Origin of the sequence: Bacillus sp. NMCC46 (assembly GCF_002998465.1) — a bacterium.
Taxonomy (GTDB): Bacteria; Bacillota; Bacilli; order Bacillales; family Bacillaceae; genus Bacillus.
The window spans coordinates 259,966-278,940 of sequence record NZ_PVQZ01000004.1 but is presented as its reverse complement, the minus strand read 5'-3'; the positions used below and the strand labels follow the sequence as shown (position 1 = coordinate 278,940).

The following is an 18,975-nucleotide window of genomic DNA, read 5'->3' as shown; positions in this document are numbered from 1 at the left end:
CACCATTTGAAACGTCTTTTTCATCTAAAGGCAGCTATTCTGCTCGTTTTATTCAGTTTATTGACTGCGTTTCAGATTCCTCAAGGAACGGCTCAAGCGGCATCATTTGTTGATGGTGAATACACGGCCGGATTCACCATTTTAAAGAATGGCAGCACAGAGGCGTCCATGATGGATACCTATACAGAAAAGCCAGCTAAGCTGATTGTGGAAAATGGCAAGACAACAGCCTATGTCACGCTGAAGCAAAGCAAAGAGATTACAGATTTCAAGGTTGAACAAAATGGTGCTCTTGTCACCACTGAAACCGTCAGTGAGGATGAAACAGCCAATACACGTGTGATCAAATTTGATGTAGCCGACTTATCAGCCAAATTAAACGGCTGGGTGAAAATTTACTGGGATTTAGGCGGCTTTATTTATGACGAAGCGTATGACGTACAGCTTGCATTCGATCAAAGCAGCCTAACACTCGTTACACCTGCAAAGCCAGACGATAACGAAACAAAACCGGATGACCAAAATGGCACAAAGCCAGACGATAATGAAACAAAGCCGGATGATCAAAATGGGACAAAACCAGATGATCATCAGGCAACACCTGGCAATAACAATGGATCAAAACCAGATGATTCTGCGCAAAATCACTTAAAAGATGGCGAGTACCGCATCAATTACAGTGTACTAAAAGGGGATGAGAACGAGGCATCTCGGATGAACCAATACTTCTCACATCCTGCATCCTTAACCATCAAAAATGGAAAACAAACCATTTCCTTTACGGTGAAGGATCATACGTCTGTCGCTTCCTTGAAAACAGAGAAAAACGGATCTTATCAAGAAGTGAAGACTGTCAGCACAGATAAAGCAAAGAACACAAGAGTGGTGTCATTTGATGTCGCTGATCTGAAAAAAGCGGTCAAAGGAAAAGTACACATCGTGGTAGCAGCTGCTAACTATGACCAAACCTACGATATTCGTTTTCAATTCGATGCAAAGAGTATCGCTCCACTTAAGAACGGGCAGGTAGAGGAAGAAACACCGGCTGCACTAGAAACACCAAAACCAAACACACCATCACCAGAAACAAATAACGGCGGAGCTGCTCAAGAGACGGCTAAGCTTAAAGATGGTGTATACAAGCTGCCTTTCTCAATGAAGAAAGCAGACAAGGATGAGCCTTCTCGTATGAACGATTACGTCGTGAGCCCTGCGACATTGGTCGTGAAAAATGGCCGCCATTTCGTTTCATATACAGTGAAGAACAGCTCAGCCATCACATCCTTCCAAGTAGGGACAGGCGGGAAATATGAAGAGACTCTTGTCGCAAAAACAGATCAAAAAGCAGACACACGAGTGATTCAATATGAAGCCAAAAGTTTAAGCACAGCTCAAGCAGCACGCGTAAAAATTGATATTCCGGCTGCGAATTATCATGAGCAGTACGATGTCAAACTTGTCTATGACACAAAAGGAATCACTCTTGGTGAAGGAAGCGGCATTGCTACGGTAATCGGAAACGATGAGAGTATCGGCTTTGTCAAAAATCCAAATGATCGCGATTCTCAAACAAATCAGCTTGAAAATCTAGCGCCAGAGGAAACAGGCGCAGAGCAGATGACATTTACTCCATCAGATGACCAAACCAAGTCTGAGACTGGACAGTTGAATCCGAAAACAGGAGATACCTCTCTTCTTTGGGTGTATATTCTTTTATTCGGCGGGTCGTTATTCGTACTCGTAAGAAAGTATCAAACAAGAACAAGGTAGATGGATTAGTTTAAGTGAGATGCGCAATTTCTCTCGGCGCATCCACTCTCTTTTTTCGAAAGGAGGCTTCTGTTTTTGAAGCATCGAATGTTATGTACCCTGATCGCTGCTCTTAGTGTGTGCGTGATCTTATCGGGCTGCTCACAGTCAGCCGAAAGTTCAGCGAAAGGCAAAAAAAGCGCAGAATCAAGTGCGCGCATTGTGGCAACGACTGTAGCTGCTGTGGAGATTATGGATGCTTTAGAGGTGGATCTTGTCGGGGTGCCAACAAGTCAAAAATCCTTGCCAGCTCGTTATAAAGGACTGCCGGAAGTCGGTAATCCAATGAGCCCGGACATGGAAATCATCCAATCACTTCAACCAACAGATGTCCTGTCTGTCACAACCCTTCAATATGATTTAGAGACACCCTTTCAGCAAGCAGGTGTTCCTGCCACATACTTAAATCTCGAGAGCCTTGGCAGCATGGAGAAGGCGATCACGAAGCTCGGAGCTCAGTATGACAGAAAGAAACAAGCCGAGCGCATCGTGTCTGACTTTGAACAAAAAAAGAAAGACATACAAGAGAAGACGAAGGGAAAGCGCAAGCCGTCCGTTCTGATTTTGCTTGGTGTACCGGGCAGTTATTTGGTGGCAACAGAGAATTCATATATTGGTGATCTTGTACGTATCGCAGGCGGAAAGAACATTGTCAAAGGTGAGAAAATGGAGTATTTGGCATCTAATACGGAGTATTTACAAAAAGCCAATCCAGATATCATACTCCGGGCCGCACATGGGATGCCAGATGAAGTTGTCCGCATGTTTGATCAAGAATTTAAAACAAATGACATCTGGAAGCATTTTCATGCGGTCAAGCAAGACCGGGTGTATGACCTCGAAGAAAGCTTATTCGGGACAACGGGCAATTTAAAGGCAGCAGAAGCATTAGATGAACTAACGCGTATGCTCTACCCGTCATAAGCGGCGAATCTTAATGATAAAAGGACGTTCAAGATGAAAAAAACAGGGATTTTATTTCTGATAGTTAGTCTCTTACTGGTGTGCGTGTTTATTTATTCCGCCATTACTGGGAGTATTCATGTCACCCCGATTGAATTATTGGAAGGGCTCATCACCGGTCAACATGCACAGGTAGACATCATTAAAGATTTGAGAATTCCCCGCATGCTCATCGCAATGTTTACAGGGGCCGCCTTATCTGTCTCCGGTGTACTGCTGCAGTCGGTCATGAGAAATCCATTAGCTGATGCCGGCGTCATTGGAATTTCATCAGGAGCCAGCTTCTTTTCTTTAATGGCGATTACAGCGCTTCCTCAATTTTATTTCTACTCTCCTTTATTTTCGGTGTTTGGCGGAGCCATTGCATGTTTCCTCGTGTACGTTCTGTCTTGGAAGGGCGGTTTAAGCCCAATCCGTATGATTTTGGTTGGGATCGCCATCAATGCCATGTTTACTGGAATGGCTGAAGCATTTGTGACCATTTGCAGCTATTTCAATATCACGATCAATCAGTCAGGACAGTCAAATCTCACGATGAAAACGTGGGGAGATGTCCGTTTAATCGGAGTCTATGGCGTCGCCGGTCTTGTCGTAGCACTTTTCTTCAGCAGATGGTGTAACCTCTTGGCTCTTCAGGACAAGACAGCGAAAAATTTAGGGTTGCGTGTGACCAGAATGCGCCTTTTGATTTCCATCACAGCGGTATTACTCGCGGCGGTGACAGCTGCGGTAGCGGGCGTGATTGCCTTTGTCGGTTTGCTCATTCCGCACATTTCAAGAAGGCTTGTTGGCTCGGATCATCGGGTACTCATTCCATTTTCTGCGTTAAGCGGGGCTTTGCTGATTTTGACGGCTGATACGCTCGGCAGGACGCTTGTCGCGCCAAATGAGATTCCTGCTTCTACGATCATGGCCGTGATTGGCGGGCCGTTTCTGATCTTTTTATTAAGAAGGGGGGACCGTCTCCATGGACATTCGTGAGGTGTCATTCTCATATGACCAGCAGAAGGACATCGTTCAATCGGTCACAACACAGATTGAAAAGGGGAAAATCACAACCATTATCGGTCCAAATGGCTCGGGGAAATCCACACTGCTTTCCTTGATGGCGAATAATCATTGTCCAAACAAAGGGCAAATTCACTTAGACGGACAAGCGCTGAATGCATTTAAGCCAAAGGAGCTGGCAAAAAAGCTGGCTGTCGTCCATCAGCAAAATGAAGCGCCGCTTGATTTAACGATCGAACGGGTCGTGGCATTCGGTAGAACGCCGTACCAGACGATGCGCGGGGGTGACAAGGAAGAGGATGAGAGAGCGATAGAGTGGGCACTGTCCAGTACAAAACTAACGGAAAAACGAAAGGTGCCGCTCGCCTCACTGTCAGGTGGTGAGCGTCAGCGTGTATGGATTGCGATGGCACTTGCGCAAAAAACACCGATCCTTTTCTTAGATGAACCGACAACCTATTTGGATATCTACTATCAATTTGACATTCTTGAGCTGATCCGTGAGCTCAATGACGTGCATGGACTCACGATTGTCATGGTGCTGCACGACATGAATCAGGCTGTCCGCTACAGTGACGTCATCATTGCGATGAAGGATGGACGAATTATCAGTGAAGGACAGCCAAACGATGTGTTAACAGAAGAGAATGTGCGGCACATTTATGATGTGTCCGTCACGATTAGACAGGATGCAGAAACAGGAATGTACATCGTGCCTGTTGGCATATAAAAGCAGGTGAGACAGTGTGAAAAGAGGAAAACGGGTCTGGCAGCGTATGCTGACGATCGTCTGTTTAGGAGTATTCATTTATAGCGGTACAGCCATTGGCTTAGAACTGTTCGGCTATTATCAAAATCGTCAGGTGCTTGCAAAGGCTCAGACGATGTATGGTCAAGAGCAAGGAATGACTGAAAGCCGGGAACCGGGAACCACCCGTACGTCATTTGATGAGCTGCGGAAGGTGAACAACGACATTGTCGGCTGGATCAATATGAAGGACACGATGATTCAGTACCCAATCGTTCAATCTCGTGATAATGCATTCTACTTAACCCGTAATTACTTAAAAAACGACACCCGGGCAGGCAGTATCTTTATGGATTATCGCAATGACGTCTTGCACGAGAGCCCGAATACTGTGGTGTACGGGCATCGGATGAGAGACGGATCCATGTTCGCTGGACTCACAAACTATTTAAAAAAGGATTTTTTCCATGAGCACCGGACATTTCAGTACGATACGCTGTATCAAAGCTATGAGGCGGAGATTTTTGCCGTGTATGAAACAACGGTGGATTTCGATTATATTCAAACCGATTTTCAAGATCTTGGCGAATATGCGCACTACTTGCAAGCTGTGCGGAAAAAATCAATCTATCAAACGAAGACAGACGTGTCCACAGATGACCTCATCCTCACTCTATCGACCTGTGATCATGTGCTTGCACCTAAAAATGGGCGTCTCGTCGTACAGGCAAAGCTAAAGAAAGTTTACTAGAAAAGGAGAGACAGACGGTTGAAATTTTCACATGTGATCTTAGCTGGACTCGTCTTGATGCTTCTCCTCGGCGGATGCAGTCAGGCAGCACCTGTAGAGAAAGGAAGCGGGCAAGGTGCGCTGAAGATAAAGGATTTTACTGGCAGAACGCTGTCATTTGAAGAATCCCCTCAGCGTATCGTCGCATTATCGACTGGAGACATGAGCATCCTGTATGCATTAGGCGGTGAGGTAGTTGGCCGTCCGGCCGCCGAATTACCAGACAGCTTACAACAGGCAAAGTCCGTCCAAACAATTGGCACAACGCATCAATTTGATGTAGAGCTCATCACAAGCTTAAAGCCCGATGTTGTGCTTGGGAATGAACAATTAAACAGCAAGGACATCTCTACAATAGAAGGAATTGGTTCACAGCTTCTTTTGACAAGTGCCAATTCAGTGAAGGATATTCAGCGTCAAATAACGTTATTCGGGGATTTGCTCGGAAAGCAGCAAAAGGCCAAAGCCCTCAATGAGCAAATCGATCAGAGGAAAAAGCAGGTCAAGCAGCCTCAGAAAAAAGTGAAGACACTCGTTGTATACGGGGCACCTGGCACATATATGGCGGCACTTCCTCAATCCTTAAGCGGAGATTTACTGCACATCGCAGGAGGGACGAACATCGCTGAAAATGAACCGGCACTCGAGAAATTCCCTCAATACGCTCAAATCAATGCAGAAAAGGTCATCGAAGCCGATCCTGATCTTATTCTGCTTATGACTCACAGCAATCCTGAAGATGTGAAAGCGGGCTTTATGAGTGAAATGAAACAGAATGCCGCTTGGCACGATGTGTCAGCTGTGAAAAATGGACACGTCGAGATTCTGCCGAGTGATCTATTTGGGACGAACCCAGGCGCGGAAGTGATGAGAGCGATTGATGAGCTAGAGAAAAGATTGAAGCGATTGTCATCATGAAAATGAATGCAGAGTTAGATTTTCAAAAAAGACAGTCGAGACGAAAATGGCTGATACCCGTACTATTCATCTCGTTAGTTGTAGGCGCATGCTTAGGGCTTGCATTAGGTTCCGTTCAATTATCGCTGCAAGACCTACTCGCCGCTTTGACGGGATCAGGCCAGCCTGTCCATGAGAAAATTGTGATGGATTTACGTCTGCCGCGTGTTTTGATCGGTTTTATTGTCGGAGCCTGTCTCGCAGCATCAGGGGCGATTTTACAAGGAGTCGTCCGAAATCCACTCGCTGACCCTGGCATCATCGGTGTGACTGCTGGCGGCGGATTGGCTGCTGTGCTCAGCATGATTGTGTTTCCGCAATTCACGTATTTGCTGCCAGCTGCTGCTTTCCTTGGCGCTTTATTAGCGGCACTCGTGGTGTATATGCTGTCATTTGATCAAGGTGTTTCACCGCTGAAATTGATTTTGGCGGGAGTGGCAGTCAATGCCCTCCTTGGGGCGGTGATGAATGGGTTTATGGTGCTTTATAGTGAGCGTGTGCAGGCTGTTCTGCCTTTTTTATCCGGAGGATTAAATGGACGGAGCTGGCATCATCTAAGCTTCGTGTCGCCATATGCACTCGCTGGGTTGTGCCTTTGTTTTTTTGCCATCAAGCCGGCAAATCTCCTTTTGCTTGGTGATGAATCGGCGCAGTTACTCGGCCTTAGAGTAGAGCGCACCCGGTTTTTCTTAATTGCGCTGGCGGCGCTTTTAGCTGGTGCAGCTGTAAGTGTGAGCGGCTTAATTGGATTTGTCGGCCTGGTCGTTCCTCATTTTATCCGTCTTTTAATTGGAGATGACTTCCGGTACCTGCTGCCGATCTCAATGCTGGGCGGAGGCGTACTTGTGGTTTTTGCAGATACAGCGGCACGGGTATGGTTTACACCGGTTGAACTGCCTGTCGGTATCCTGCTTGCCTGCATCGGTGCACCTTTCTTCCTCTATTTATTAAAAAAGAAAGGGAGGGGTTAAGTTGGAAGTGATATCTATGGATGACGTGAGTCTCAGTCAAGGAGGCTTTCGGCTGTCGTCTATTTCAGCAGCTGTTCCTAAAGGAAGTGTGACAGGAATTATTGGACCAAATGGATCAGGGAAGTCGACTTTTATTAAAGCAGCCGCACGTCTTACATCGATCGAAAGCGGCATGATATACATTCACGATATACCGCAAAAAGAGATGACAGCTCAGGAGATTGCAAAGGAAATCGCCGTTCTCATGCAGACGAGAACAGCCATCCCTTCTATGACCGTGCGGGAGCTGGTCGCACTTGGACGCAGTCCGCATCGTTCGATCTGGAAAAAGAGCTCGAAGACAGATCAAGAAGCGATTGAGTGGGCGCTTGATGTGACCAATAGCCGAATCAATGAAAACAGAATGCTGCATACATTGTCAGGCGGAGAAAGACAAAAGGCGTATATTGCGATGGCGCTCGCTCAGAAGACAGAGACCTTAATTCTGGATGAGCCGACGACTTACCTAGATATTGCACATCAGCTTGATTTACTAGAGCTGCTCAAACAGCTGAATAAGACGCATGGAATCACCATTTTAATGGTTCTTCACGACCTGCAGCAGGCAGCAAAATATTGTGACCGCCTCATTGCGATGAAGGGTGGTCAGGTTTATCAAATAGGGACACCAAACGAAGTATTAACAGAAAGCTTTTTCAAAGAGGTCTTTGGGATTCAGGCTGAGGTTCACTTAGACGGTGAGCATCCGCTCATTATCCCAATCGCTTCAATCCAACAACAAAAGGGAGATGAACAGAAAATGATCATTGTCAACAACCAGGTAAGAGTAGAAAAAGGCAGTGCTGACCACCTCGTCAAGCGTTTTAACAAGCAGGGACAAGTAGAATTCATGGAAGGATTTTTAGGCATGGAAGTATGGGTCACACAGCAGACAACCGATTACGATGAAGTGACCATTCATACCCGCTGGAATCGAAAAGAAGACTTTGTGAACTGGACAAAATCTCAGGCATTTGGTGATGCGCACGCTCATGGGAAAGCGAAACCTGAAGGACTATTAAAAAACAAAATTACGTACTACGAAGTGCAAGTCACTAGACCAGCTTTACAGAAAAAAGCCTAAAAAAGAAACATAGCGCTGCGGTTCATGTGTAGCGCTATTTTTTTGCGTTTTTTTACTTTCTGTCACATATCTTTGACAAAGTATTCAAACAACTGACACAATACCATCCAATTTTTAGGTAAAATTTACTTTATTTTTGAAGCGCATGGGTGTAAAGTACAGGTATAAATAACTAACCGAATGAAAAGCAAGAGTAAAATTTCACCGAGTAAACCAATTCAAACAGGCTATTATTTGTGAATCATTGAACAAATAGTGAATATTTTGTGAAGTGATGAGCATAGATGTTTCGAATCATTCGGCATGTGAAAGTAAGGGAGGATGTAAGGCTGTGAGTGAGCTGTTTTTAGCAAGATTTCAATTTGCTTCAACGACATTATTTCATTTTATTTTTGTACCTATGTCAATAGGTTTGGTGTTTATCGTCGCCTTGATGCAGACCCTTTATGTCGTCAAGAAAAAAGAGATTTATAAAAAAATGGCGAAGTTTTGGGGTCATCTATTCTTACTCAATTTTGCAGTAGGTGTGGTGACAGGGATTTTGCAGGAATTCCAGTTTGGGATGAACTGGTCAGATTATTCAAGGTTTGTCGGTGATGTGTTTGGTGCACCGCTTGCCATTGAAGCGCTGTTGGCCTTTTTCCTTGAATCTACATTTATTGGACTTTGGATATTCGGCTGGGATCGTCTGCCGAAGAAGATTCATTTATTGTGTATTTGGCTTGTTTCTCTTGGTACGATCTTTTCGGCGTTTTGGATTCTACTCGCCAACTCATTTATGCAAGAGCCAGTTGGATTTGTCATTAAAAATGGCCGCGCAGAAATGAATGATTTTGGCGCTCTTGTAACGAATCCGCAGCTTTGGGTTGAATTCCCGCACGTTCTGTTTGGTGCGCTGGCTACAGGTGCATTCTTTATTGCAGGAGTTAGTGCCTATAAAATGATCAAAAAACAAGAAATCGCCTTTTTCAAAAAATCATTCCAGATTGCCATGGTCCTCGCTTTAATTTCTGGCTTAGGTGTGGCGTTCTCTGGACATGATCAAGCGAAGCACTTAATGAAATCACAGCCGATGAAGATGGCAGCAAGTGAAGCCCTTTGGAAGGATAGTGGAGATCCAGCGGCTTGGACACTATTTGCCAATATTGACACAGATAAAAAAGAAAACTCTGCGGAGATCAATATTCCGTTTGCTTTAAGTTACTTGGCTTATCAGAAGTTCAGTGGAGATGTGCCAGGCATGCTGACACTTCAAAAAGAATATGAAGCAAAGTTTGGCCCTGGAGACTACATTCCGCCAGTGAAAACAACCTTCTGGAGCTTTAGAATCATGGTTGGTGCCGGAATGCTGATGATTTTTGCCAGTATGATTGGCTTGTACTTGAGCTTTAGAAAGAAACTCGAAACGAACAAATGGTTTTTACGCTTCATGGTAGGGATGATTGCGTTCCCGTTTATTGCGAACTCAGCTGGCTGGATCATGACTGAAATTGGGCGTCAGCCGTGGACTGTCTTTGGTATGATGACGACGGCTCAATCGATTTCGCCAAACGTATCGTATGGCATGCTGTTATTCTCAGTCATTAGCTTTACGACGATTTATCTGATCCTTGCCATCTTGCTTGCCTACCTATTCATTCGAGAAATTAAAAAAGGTGCACATTCGGAAGAGGATACAGATCAAAAGGATGAAACGGACCTGTCTACAGATCCATTTGATGGAGGCGCATATCATGGCATATCTTAACGAGATTTGGTTTATTCTTGTCGCAGTATTGTTTGTTGGATTTTTCTTCTTAGAGGGATTTGATTTTGGTGTTGGGATGTCCATGCAGCTGCTTGGAAAGGATGCGCACGAGCGCCGCATTTTAATTAATACGATTGGCCCTTTCTGGGATGCGAATGAGGTCTGGCTGATTACAGCTGGGGGCGCTATTTTCGCTGCATTCCCTCACTGGTATGCCACGATGTTCAGTGGATACTATATACCATTTGCGGTTCTCCTCTTAGCGCTCATTGGGCGCGGAGTCGCCTTTGAATTCCGAGGGAAGGTTGAGAAAGCCTCTTGGATCAAAGCATGGGACTGGGTCATCTTCTTTGGCAGTCTGCTGCCGCCGTTTTTACTCGGTGTGCTATTCACAAGTATTTTACGCGGGATGCCAATTGATCAAGACATGAATATGTATGCTGGTTTTACGGATTTTGTGAACCTTTATTCAGTGATTGGCGGGTTAGCTGTGACGGTTCTTTGCCTTCTGCACGGATTGATTTTCGTCACACTACGTACAGAGGGTGATTTAAGAGATCGTGCAAGAAAGCTTGGCAAGCGTGTCCTGCTTATTGCGCTGCCAGTTCTTGTCCTATTTGTCGGTGTATCTATCATGGAAACAGACATTTATACGGTACGCCCGATCATCACCATTCCGTTAACTGTCCTGATTGTGGTTTGTTACGTCGCGGCTCTATTCTTTATGAAAAAAGAACGTGATGGCTGGACATTCTTATTCACAGGTGCAGGCATCATGGTGACAGTGACGATGCTTTTCACTGCATTGTTCCCGCGCGTCATGATTAGCTCAATCAACCATACGTTTGATCTTACCATTCAAAACGCTGCATCCGGATCATATTCATTGACGGTGATGACGATTGTTGCCATTTCTTTGCTGCCCTTTGTGCTTGGGTATCAAATTTGGAGCTATTACGTCTTCCGTAAACGTGTAAGCGGTAAGGAGCCAATGACCTACTAATGGATAAACGTTTGCTTCAATTAAAAGGAATGAGGGGGCTTCTCGCCCTCTTAGGTATTGTGTCACTCATCCAAGGAGCAAGTATTATTTTCCAAGCACAGTGGCTGGCACATGCCATTACTACGCTGTTTGACGGGAAAAGCCTTTCGCAGGCAGCGCCTTATGTCCTGCTGTTTCTTGCTGCCTTTCTGGTGCGGCACGGTCTCACCTTGATTCGGGAGAAGGTCATGTTTACCTACTCTTCCCGAATTGGAGCAGACGTCAGAAAACAGCTGTTAGACCAACTCTTTCGTTTAGGTCCAGCTTTCACAAAGAAAAAAGGTACAGGAAAGCTTGTCACATTAGCGATGGAGGGGATTGCTCAATATCGTCAGTATTTACAGCTATTTTTACCGAAAATGGTGAACATGGCAGTGATACCGGCAATGGTCCTCATCTATGTTTGGACGTTAGACGAAACATCTGCTGTCATTTTAATCGTGACGCTGCCGATTTTAATTATTTTTATGATTTTGCTAGGCCTTGTCGCTCAGCGTAAAGCGGCCAAACAATGGAGATCGTATGAGAAATTATCCAATCATTTTACTGATTCTCTCCGCGGCCTTGAAACGCTTCGTTACTTAGGCATTAGCAAAAAACATTCCCGCAATATCGGGGAAGTGTCAAAGCGATATCGAAAGGCGACCATGAGTACGCTGAAGGTTGCATTTCTTTCATCATTTGCGCTTGATTTCTTTTCCATGCTGTCGATTGCAACTGTCGCTGTCTTTCTTGGCTTGCGATTAATTGAAGGAGAGCTTCTGTTATTGCCGGCTCTGACCGCGCTCATGCTGGCACCGGAATATTTCCTGCCAGTACGTGAAGTGGGAAATGATTATCATGCGACGCTAAATGGAAAAGAAGCGAATGAGGCGATGCAGGTCATTTTAGAAGAAAAGGGCTTCCGCGCGCAGGAGACACAATCAGTGCAACTAGATGAGTGGAATGAACAGTCTGCGCTCACCCTGCAAGATGTTAGTGTCCAGCATGACGAACATGCCCCTTATTCGATTCAGGATGTAGACCTCACTGTCAAAGGGAAGAAAAAAATCGGAATCATTGGTGCCAGTGGTTCAGGGAAATCGACGTTAACCGATGTGCTCGGCGGCTTTGTTGAACCGACCTCAGGTCAAATCACGTTAAACGGCAAGCCGCTTGTTCATTTACAGATGAAGGAATGGCAAAAGGAAGTCGTCTATATGCCGCAGCACCCTTATTTATTTCACATGACATTGAGAGAAAACATTCGTTTTTATGAACCGCATGCCACAGATGAAGAAGTGGAAAGAGCTGTCTGTGAAGCTGGCTTATCTCAGCTCGTAGCGCAGCTGCCAAATGGTCTCGATGAGGTCATTGGAGAACAGGGAAGAGGACTAAGCGGCGGACAGGCGCAAAGAATTGCGCTTGCGCGAACGGTGCTGGGCCAGCGGTCAATTATGCTGTTAGATGAACCAACGGCGCATCTCGATATTGAGACAGAGCATGAATTGAAGAAAACAATGCTTCCGCTGTTTGAAGATAAACTTGTGTTCTTAGCGACACATAGGCTTCATTGGATGCCAGACATGGATGAGATCATTGTCATGGATCAAGGAACGATTGCAGAAATGGGTACACATGAATCATTGATGCAAAGAAAAGGCGTGTATTATCAATTGGTACAGGAGCAGATGGGGGCGGTCACACATGGTCAGTAAGGGCTGGTTTATACCTTATATCAAGGAGAATCAAAAGCTGTTTGCGCTGGTTTTATTTCTAGGGGCAATTGCAGTATTCTCTGCTTCTATGCTGATGTTTACGTCAGGATTTCTCATTTCAAAAGCTGCCACAAGACCTGAGAATATACTCATGGTCTACGTCCCAATTGTAGCTGTACGGACCTTTGGTATTTCACGCTCAGCTGCCCGCTATGCAGAAAGACTGGCGAGCCACCAGCTCATTTTGACAATGATTGAAAAAATGCGTGTGCGTCTGTATGACATGGCTGAACGAAGTGCGAAACAGACAAAGCTGGGTACAGGTGAAATGCTTGGGCTTCTGTCAGATGATGTCGAGAGACTGCAGGACGCCTATTTAAAAACCATCTTTCCATCCATCGGGGCGCTGCTTTTATATGCCGCATCCATTGGAGCACTTGGTCTATTCTCGTGGCCTTTTGCTGGACTGATGCTGCTTTATATGGCACTTCTCGTATTTGTTTTCCCATACGTCACAGTGCTAGTGAACCGGGCGAGACAAATTCAAATGAAAAAAGGCAGAAATGAACTGTACAGCCATTTAACAGATGCAGTCATGGGCGTTAGTGACTGGCTGTTTAGCGGCAGGCAGAAAGATTTTGTTGATGAATATGAACAGAAAGAAGCGCAGCTGTTAGCGCTTGAAGCAGCCAAGCACCGGTTTATCCGTCTGCGCCAGTTTTTTGCCCAGCTTATGATTGGAGGAGCTGTCGTGTTTGTCGTGTATTGGAGCGGTTCGGTCGTTCAGTCAGGCTCGATGTCACACACACTAATTGCAGCCTTCGTGCTTGTGCTGTTTCCGTTAACAGAAGCCTTTCTTCCACTCTCAGATGCAGCAGGTGATATTCCAGTCTATCAGCATGCTGTCAGCAGATTAAATCATTATGAAAAGCTTTCGTATGAAGGAGAATCTGAGCGCAAGACAGTGGATCATTCAGCTATTTCTCAAGGTGAAGCTGTCTGTTTTGATCAAGTGTCCTTTCGGTATGATTCGCACCAATACGTGCTAAAGCACCTCTCATTTTCACTGAAGCAAGGGGAATCACTTGCTCTCTTAGGAAAAAGTGGTGCAGGAAAATCGACTATTTTGAAATTGTTAGAAGGAGCTGTCGTGCCAAATCAAGGAGCTGTCAGTATCCAGGGAAAACCGGTAGAAAGCATTCGAGAAACCGTATCCACCTATGTGTCAGTGCTCAATCAACAGCCGTATTTATTCGATACCTCTGTTTTAAACAATATTCGCTTAGGCTCTCCAGATGCGACAGAAGAGCAAGTAAAAGAAGCAGCGAGACAAGTGCAGCTGCACGATACCATCGAATCCTTGCCAGAAGGTTATCACACCGGTGTGCAGGAGACAGGGGTTCGTTTCTCAGGTGGAGAAAGACAACGGATGGCATTAGCCCGGATTTTGCTGCAAAACACCCCGATTGTTGTATTAGATGAGCCCACCGTCGGACTTGATCCGCGCACAGAGCGTGAGCTGCTTGAAACCATCTTTCGTGTGTTAAAAGGAAAAACGGTCATTTGGATTACCCATCATCTCACTGGCTGTGAGGCATGTGACCGCATTATGTTTATTGAAGATGGACAAATTGAGATGCAGGGGGAGCATCAGGATTTACTGAGAGAAAACCTGCGCTATCAAAAATTGTATGAGATGGATCGTCCATTTTCTAAAATATAAATAAACGAAATAACAAGAACGTTCGGACAGAGATCTCTGCCCGAACGTTTTGTGGTTTTAAGGGTTTACCTTTCCAACACCAGCATTTGATACCACTTCTGATTTGACATTGTTTACGTTAAGCAAAGAGTAGTTATAAGGAGGGTTGTACGTACCTGTTGAAGACGTTGGCAGACTGCCTGTGCTGTTAATAAATGAGTTGTTGATGACATGCCATGTACCGACTTGACGGCTGTCCCAGCTGCCGATCGCATTATTTGTATTTTCAAATACGTTGTGCTCAATTCTCATCTTCGCGCCCATACGAGAGTTGATCGCTGTGGTATGAATGCCTTTATAGTAGTTGTTATACACATGACCTTCCCCGTAGCGCATAGACGGTACACGAGAATTCAGGTTTTCAAAACGGTTGTTATGGAACGTAATTTTTCGGTTGTAGTTGTCGTTATCAGAGCTGCCCATGAGCATCGTTTTCCAGCTGTCATGTACATAGTTCCATGAGAAGGTAATATAGTCGGAGTCTTTTTTCACATCAAATAATCCATCATAATCATCTTTCCCAGAGTTTAATGTGTTGTACAGCTCATTATGATCGACCCATACGTTTTTAGAAGCGCCTTCGATTCCGATGGCATCCTTGTCACCGATGTTACTGTGATGGATTTTCAGGTTGCGGATAATGACGTTATTGGAACGCCATACTTTGATACCAATTCCATTAAATTCACCTTTCGTGCCTTTGCCGACGATCGAGACATTGTTTGTATCTTTCACATCGATTTTATTGGCAGATGTATTAGAAGGGGCAATCGTCCCGTCGACAACAATTTTTAATTTTTCGTTTGTTCCTTTACTTTTGAGGGCAGCCAATAGTTCATTTCCAGTTTTGACTGTGACGGTTTTACCGCCTTCACCGCCTGTTGTACCGCCATTTAATGTGGAGAATCCTTGTTGATTAAAATTGGCCATAATAGAAGGGCTTTCTGGATACTTGGCTGCCGCTTTTGCCTCCCCATTAGGTGCAAATAATGAAGTCACGAGACCAACCGCTAACACACCAGCTAACATTGGAACTTTTTTCTTCAAAGTCAACATCTCCATTCTATTTTGTTTTAATGTGAACGTTTCCAAAAATAAGCTGCAATTCAACTGCTCCCCCTTTCTTCGCCAGTATCGCCTTTTTCGGAATGTAGGAAGAGCATAGCACGCAAAAAGGTATCATCGGCTAAGAATTGGCGCTGTGTATTCCATGATTTTCTAGGAAACTAAGGCCATGATTATTTTATTTTCATCTAAATGAGACAAGGATCATTGACGATAGGTATTGGGATGACCTAGTGATTATGAGGGAGAGGCTCTTCGCTTGATAGAAAATCAAGATGATTACGAACGCACCATTTTGTTAGGGACGAAAGAATGTCATAATCATTACATAAGAAAAAATTGGATATAAAATGAATCAAATACTGGATCAACAGGGAGAAAAGGAGCCAAGTGAAAAAAATTAAGTCTATTTTGAACGATGTCGTCATCCGTGTCGTCACATGAATAAGAGAAGAAAAGGAAGGAGGGGTGTGTTTGGAGCAGACAGAAGAGACATTATTGATTCAGCGGGCAAAACAGGGAGATGATGCTGCATTTACAGCCCTTTATCGTCATCATTATTCCTTTCTTTACCGTTATATAATGAAGCTCACCCTTCAACAAGAGCTGGCAGAAGAAATCATACAAGAAACGATGCTGAAAGCGTACATGAAACTTTCTTCATTTAGAGGAGATTCCTTATTTTCAACATGGCTCATTTCCATTGCATCTAGACAATTTTTAGATCACCAGAAGAAAAGAAAACGTGAACAATTAAGAGAAGGGAAGGCGAATCAAGAGACCATACGCCGCTTCAAATGGGACATTCAGCAAAAGGGCCGCACATGGCATGAGATGTGGGATGCTCTAAACGAATTGAAGGCACAGGAGAGAGCACCGATTATTTTGCACTATTATTATGGCTTTACTTATCCAGAGATTGCTTCAATGCTCGGTATGAGAGAAGGCACTGTGAAGTCGAGGGTTCATCATGGATTAAAGAAAATTCGAAAGGAGTGGTCTCAATGAAGGAAGATCAGTTCACCGAACGTTTAAAGGAAGAGTTACAGCAGCTAGATGAACAAATTGAAGTGAAAGAGCCAAGTGAGCAGGCTGTCATGATGATGCTGAAGCAGGCAAAGGAACAAGAGAAAAGGCGTTTTAAACAAGAAGTACTGGCGTACGTTCTCATCAGTCTGACCATTCTGGCACTATTTGTCGCTGCCATCACCCATTTGCCTATCATCTTCATTCTTCTTCAAGTAGTGAGTGTGCCGCTCTGCGTCGTTGTCGGCATCAAGGAATATCAACACATTAAAGGAGGGTCTTCCTTATGAGTCAGACGGAGATGATCATCTTATTGTGCGCATTGCCGTTATTGTTTGCGCAGGGGCTTCTTTTATTTATGGATGCAAAGAAAAGAGGGCGCTATAAGTGGTTTTGGGGCATTGTCGGTTTAATTAATTTCCCATCGTCTTCTATTTTATATTGGCTTTGTGTCGTGTACCCTGATCGAAAGAAAGATGAGAAGATCCGAAAAGATTGAGCGGACGGCCTATAAAACTTTAGGCCTTTTTTTCGGGTTGAAGATCAACTAGAAATCATTCATGATTCATCTATTTGTTAAAGAGTGCGGGATATATAACGTCTAAATCATCATTTCTAGCACAATAGTCATTCTGCAAGAGATACTTTCTAAAAACGATTGCTGCGGCTGCTTGATCCATCTCAAATCGGCATCATTTTCATCTGTTATCAGTATTGATCAGATTTTACAAATGGTGTTAAATTAATCTCAATATGCGTTAGAAAATCTAACAGGATAAATGTGTGAAGATATACAAAGGAGGCAGATGAGACATGTTGACCTTAGATCGAGCAGCACAAACAGCACAAAGCTACATCGACCGTGTGTTAGAGGAGGTGGAAAAACGAAATCCTGGTGAGGAGGAATTTCAGCAAGCCGTAAAAGAAATTCTAGAATCACTCGTTCCTGTTTTTGCAAAACACCCAGAGTATGAAAAACAGGGCATTTTAGAACGACTCATTGAGCCTGAGCGGCTTGTGGTATTTCGTGTACCTTGGGTAGATGATGAGGGGAAAGTACAAGTCAATCGGGGGTTCAGGGTTCAATTCAATAGTGCCATCGGTCCTTATAAAGGAGGCATCCGTTTCCACCCATCTGTCAATGCAAGCATTATTAAGTTTTTAGGATTTGAACAAATCTTTAAAAACGCACTGACTGGTATGCCGATCGGCGGGGGAAAAGGTGGATCAGATTTTGACCCTAAAGGGAAATCTGATGGAGAAATCATGCGTTTCGTCCAAAGCTTTATGAGTGAACTCAGCCGATATATTGGACCTGATCAAGATGTACCAGCAGGTGATATTGGCGTAGGGGCACGCGAAATTGGCTATATGTTCGGACAGTACAAGAAAATGCGCGGTGCTTATGAGGCGGGTGTGCTCACAGGGAAAAGTCCTGGATTTGGAGGCAGCTTAGCGAGAAAAGAAGCGACAGGCTATGGACTGGTGTACTTTATGGAAGAAATGTTAAAAGCGCATGGACTGCAATTTGAAGGGCATTCAGTTGTTGTGTCTGGATCAGGGAATGTGTCTATTTATGCGATGGAAAAGGTCATGGAGCTAGGCGGTAAGGTCGTTGCTTGCAGTGATTCAAGCGGAGCGATTTATGATCCTCAAGGCATTTCACTTGAGACCGTGAAGCAGCTAAAGGAAGTGAGCAATCAACGGATTGGGGCATACATAGACATTCACCCGCATGCCGAATTGATTGAAGATTGTGAACAAATTTGGTCTGTTCCTTGTGATATTGCGCTTCCATGTGCAACGCAAAATGAAATATCTGAGATGCAAGCGCAGCAGCTCGTGGAAAATGGTGTCATTGCGGTAGGAGAAGGAGCTAATATGCCCTCTACTCTTCAGGCAGTCAAAGTGTTTGAACAGAATGATATTCTATTTGCGCCGGCAAAAGCGGCGAATGCTGGCGGGGTAGGTGTCTCAGCACTGGAAATGGCACAAAATAGTGCAAGAATGTCTTGGACATTTGAAGAAGTAGATGATCAGCTGAAACAAATGATGCAGACGATTTATCGTCGGTGTACAGAGACAGCAGACGAATATGGACACTCTGGAAACTTAATCGTAGGAGCAAATATTGCAGGATTTCGCAAAGTGGCAGATGCGATGATCGCACAAGGCGTGATTTAACTCCTGCTCTCCCGCACCTGTTTATTTCATGACAAGATGGGGAATCGTCCTTGTAAGAATGACAATAAGGAGGCGCGGGAGAA

General features: G+C 44.6%; 17 protein-coding genes. 16 read left to right on the top strand and 1 reads right to left on the bottom strand.

All coding sequences use genetic code 11. The annotated features are described in order from the left end of the window. The first annotated feature begins 6 nt into the window (after window positions 1-6). The 12 genes from C6Y01_RS13540 (at window position 7) to cydC (ending at window position 14,578) form a co-directional block, all read left to right on the top strand. The gene (locus C6Y01_RS13540; RefSeq protein WP_106038321.1) at window positions 7-1,770 is read left to right on the top strand and encodes an NEAT domain-containing protein; all 1,764 of its coding nucleotides are present in this window, start codon (window positions 7-9) and stop codon (window positions 1,768-1,770) included. Window positions 1,771-1,845: 75 nt separating this feature from the next. Continuing rightward, a complete protein-coding gene (isdE, locus tag C6Y01_RS13535) occupies window positions 1,846-2,733 on the top strand; it encodes a heme ABC transporter substrate-binding protein IsdE (protein WP_034660451.1) in 888 nt (295 codons plus the stop codon). Window positions 2,734-2,766: 33 nt separating this feature from the next. Next, window positions 2,767-3,753 carry a FecCD family ABC transporter permease gene (locus C6Y01_RS13530; protein WP_034660449.1) on the top strand — a complete coding sequence of 329 codons (987 nt, stop codon included), beginning with the start codon at window positions 2,767-2,769 and terminating at the stop codon, window positions 3,751-3,753. After that, entirely contained in the window at window positions 3,740-4,510 is a 771-nt protein-coding gene (locus C6Y01_RS13525) for an ABC transporter ATP-binding protein (protein WP_095285624.1), read from the top strand. The genes C6Y01_RS13530 and C6Y01_RS13525 overlap by 14 nt, the downstream gene beginning before the upstream one ends. Before the next feature lie 16 nt (window positions 4,511-4,526). Next, entirely contained in the window at window positions 4,527-5,279 is a 753-nt protein-coding gene (srtB, locus tag C6Y01_RS13520) for a class B sortase (protein ID WP_066031545.1), read from the top strand. Between the two features lie 18 nt (window positions 5,280-5,297). After that, window positions 5,298-6,236, top strand: coding sequence for an ABC transporter substrate-binding protein (locus tag C6Y01_RS13515; RefSeq protein ID WP_034660445.1), 939 nt, complete (start codon window positions 5,298-5,300; stop codon window positions 6,234-6,236). Continuing rightward, entirely contained in the window at window positions 6,233-7,246 is a 1,014-nt protein-coding gene (locus tag C6Y01_RS13510) for a FecCD family ABC transporter permease (protein WP_106038320.1), read from the top strand. The genes C6Y01_RS13515 and C6Y01_RS13510 overlap by 4 nt, the downstream gene beginning before the upstream one ends. Window position 7,247: 1 nt before the next feature. After that, window positions 7,248-8,369, top strand: coding sequence for a heme oxygenase (gene isdG, locus C6Y01_RS19305; RefSeq protein WP_106038319.1), 1,122 nt, complete (start codon window positions 7,248-7,250; stop codon window positions 8,367-8,369). A 331-nt stretch (window positions 8,370-8,700) separates the two neighbouring features. After that, entirely contained in the window at window positions 8,701-10,116 is a 1,416-nt protein-coding gene (locus tag C6Y01_RS13500) for a cytochrome ubiquinol oxidase subunit I (RefSeq protein ID WP_060597576.1), read from the top strand. Beyond that, window positions 10,103-11,119, top strand: coding sequence for a cytochrome d ubiquinol oxidase subunit II (gene cydB, locus C6Y01_RS13495; RefSeq protein WP_012011719.1), 1,017 nt, complete (start codon window positions 10,103-10,105; stop codon window positions 11,117-11,119). Before C6Y01_RS13500 ends, cydB begins: the two co-directional genes overlap by 14 nt. Further along, window positions 11,119-12,855, top strand: a complete 1,737-nt coding sequence (gene cydD, locus C6Y01_RS13490) for a thiol reductant ABC exporter subunit CydD (RefSeq protein WP_106038318.1) — start codon at window positions 11,119-11,121, stop codon at window positions 12,853-12,855. Before cydB ends, cydD begins: the two co-directional genes overlap by 1 nt. Further along, entirely contained in the window at window positions 12,845-14,578 is a 1,734-nt protein-coding gene (gene cydC / locus C6Y01_RS13485) for a thiol reductant ABC exporter subunit CydC (RefSeq protein WP_106038317.1), read from the top strand. The genes cydD and cydC overlap by 11 nt, the downstream gene beginning before the upstream one ends. A gap of 57 nt (window positions 14,579-14,635) precedes the next feature. On the opposite strand, the gene C6Y01_RS13480 is transcribed toward cydC, so the two are convergent. Next, window positions 14,636-15,673, bottom strand: a complete 1,038-nt coding sequence (locus C6Y01_RS13480; RefSeq protein WP_034660738.1) for a pectate lyase family protein — start codon at window positions 15,671-15,673, stop codon at window positions 14,636-14,638. Window positions 15,674-16,156: 483 nt separating this feature from the next. Between C6Y01_RS13480 and sigY the strand changes: the two genes are divergently transcribed. The 4 genes from sigY to gdhA all read left to right on the top strand — a co-directional run bounded on the left by sigY (window position 16,157) and on the right by gdhA (window position 18,892). After that, a complete protein-coding gene (gene sigY / locus C6Y01_RS13475; RefSeq protein ID WP_106038316.1) occupies window positions 16,157-16,690 on the top strand; it encodes an RNA polymerase sigma factor SigY in 534 nt (177 codons plus the stop codon). Then, a complete protein-coding gene (locus tag C6Y01_RS13470; protein WP_034660438.1) occupies window positions 16,687-16,998 on the top strand; it encodes a YxlC family protein in 312 nt (103 codons plus the stop codon). Before sigY ends, C6Y01_RS13470 begins: the two co-directional genes overlap by 4 nt. After that, window positions 16,995-17,207 carry a hypothetical protein gene (locus C6Y01_RS13465; RefSeq protein ID WP_060597571.1) on the top strand — a complete coding sequence of 71 codons (213 nt, stop codon included), beginning with the start codon at window positions 16,995-16,997 and terminating at the stop codon, window positions 17,205-17,207. The genes C6Y01_RS13470 and C6Y01_RS13465 overlap by 4 nt, the downstream gene beginning before the upstream one ends. A gap of 314 nt (window positions 17,208-17,521) precedes the next feature. Further along, window positions 17,522-18,892 carry an NADP-specific glutamate dehydrogenase gene (gene gdhA / locus C6Y01_RS13460; RefSeq protein ID WP_095285627.1) on the top strand — a complete coding sequence of 457 codons (1,371 nt, stop codon included), beginning with the start codon at window positions 17,522-17,524 and terminating at the stop codon, window positions 18,890-18,892. Window positions 18,893-18,975: the final 83 nt, after the last annotated feature.